The organism is Vibrio sp. 2134-1 (assembly GCF_033339495.1).
In genome coordinates, this window is the sequence record NZ_JAWOUS010000660.1 from 1 (window position 1) to 602 (window position 602).

2 protein-coding genes are annotated in these 602 nt (G+C 43.5%); both read left to right on the top strand.

The genetic code is table 11. The features are described from left to right. A partial coding sequence (locus R7R78_RS27820) for a prepilin peptidase (protein WP_225474814.1) occupies nucleotides 1-324 on the top strand: 324 nt, incomplete at its 5' end. Next, nucleotides 325-602 (top strand): dephospho-CoA kinase (gene coaE / locus R7R78_RS27825; RefSeq protein ID WP_225474815.1); only part of this gene is annotated, 278 nt, incomplete at its 3' end. It lies immediately after the preceding gene.

Below are 602 nucleotides of genomic sequence, written 5' to 3' on the forward strand. Positions count from 1 at the left end.
ATTGGTGCGATTGCCGGTTATTTGTGTCTTTGGTCGGTATATTGGGGTTTCAAACTTCTTACTGGTAAAGAAGGCATGGGTTACGGTGATTTTAAATTGCTGGCTGCCCTTGGCGCTTGGCTAGGATGGCAATCATTACCAATGATCATCCTACTTTCTTCCGTCGTCGGTGTGATATTCGGGCTCGTTCAGTTACGACTACAAAAACAAGGTATAGAGAAAGCTTTCCCTTTCGGCCCATATTTAGCGATTGCAGGATGGGTAAGCTTAATCTGGGGCGATCAAATTCTAAGTTGGTACTTCACGTCAATTTTAGGGGTGTAAATGGCTTTGGTAATAGGCTTAACGGGTGGTATCGCCAGCGGTAAAACTACCGTAACGAATCTGTTCAAGCAGCAGTTTAAAATTGATATTGTCGATGCAGACATTGTCGCACGAGAAGTCGTCGAACCTGGAACTCCCGGGTTAAATGCAATCATTCAACATTTTGGTCAAGACATTACGCATGACGACAACACCTTAGATCGTGCCAAGTTACGCGAAAAAATCTTTTCTAATCCAGAAGAAAAAGCTTGGCTCAATGCATTGGTACATCCGATCAT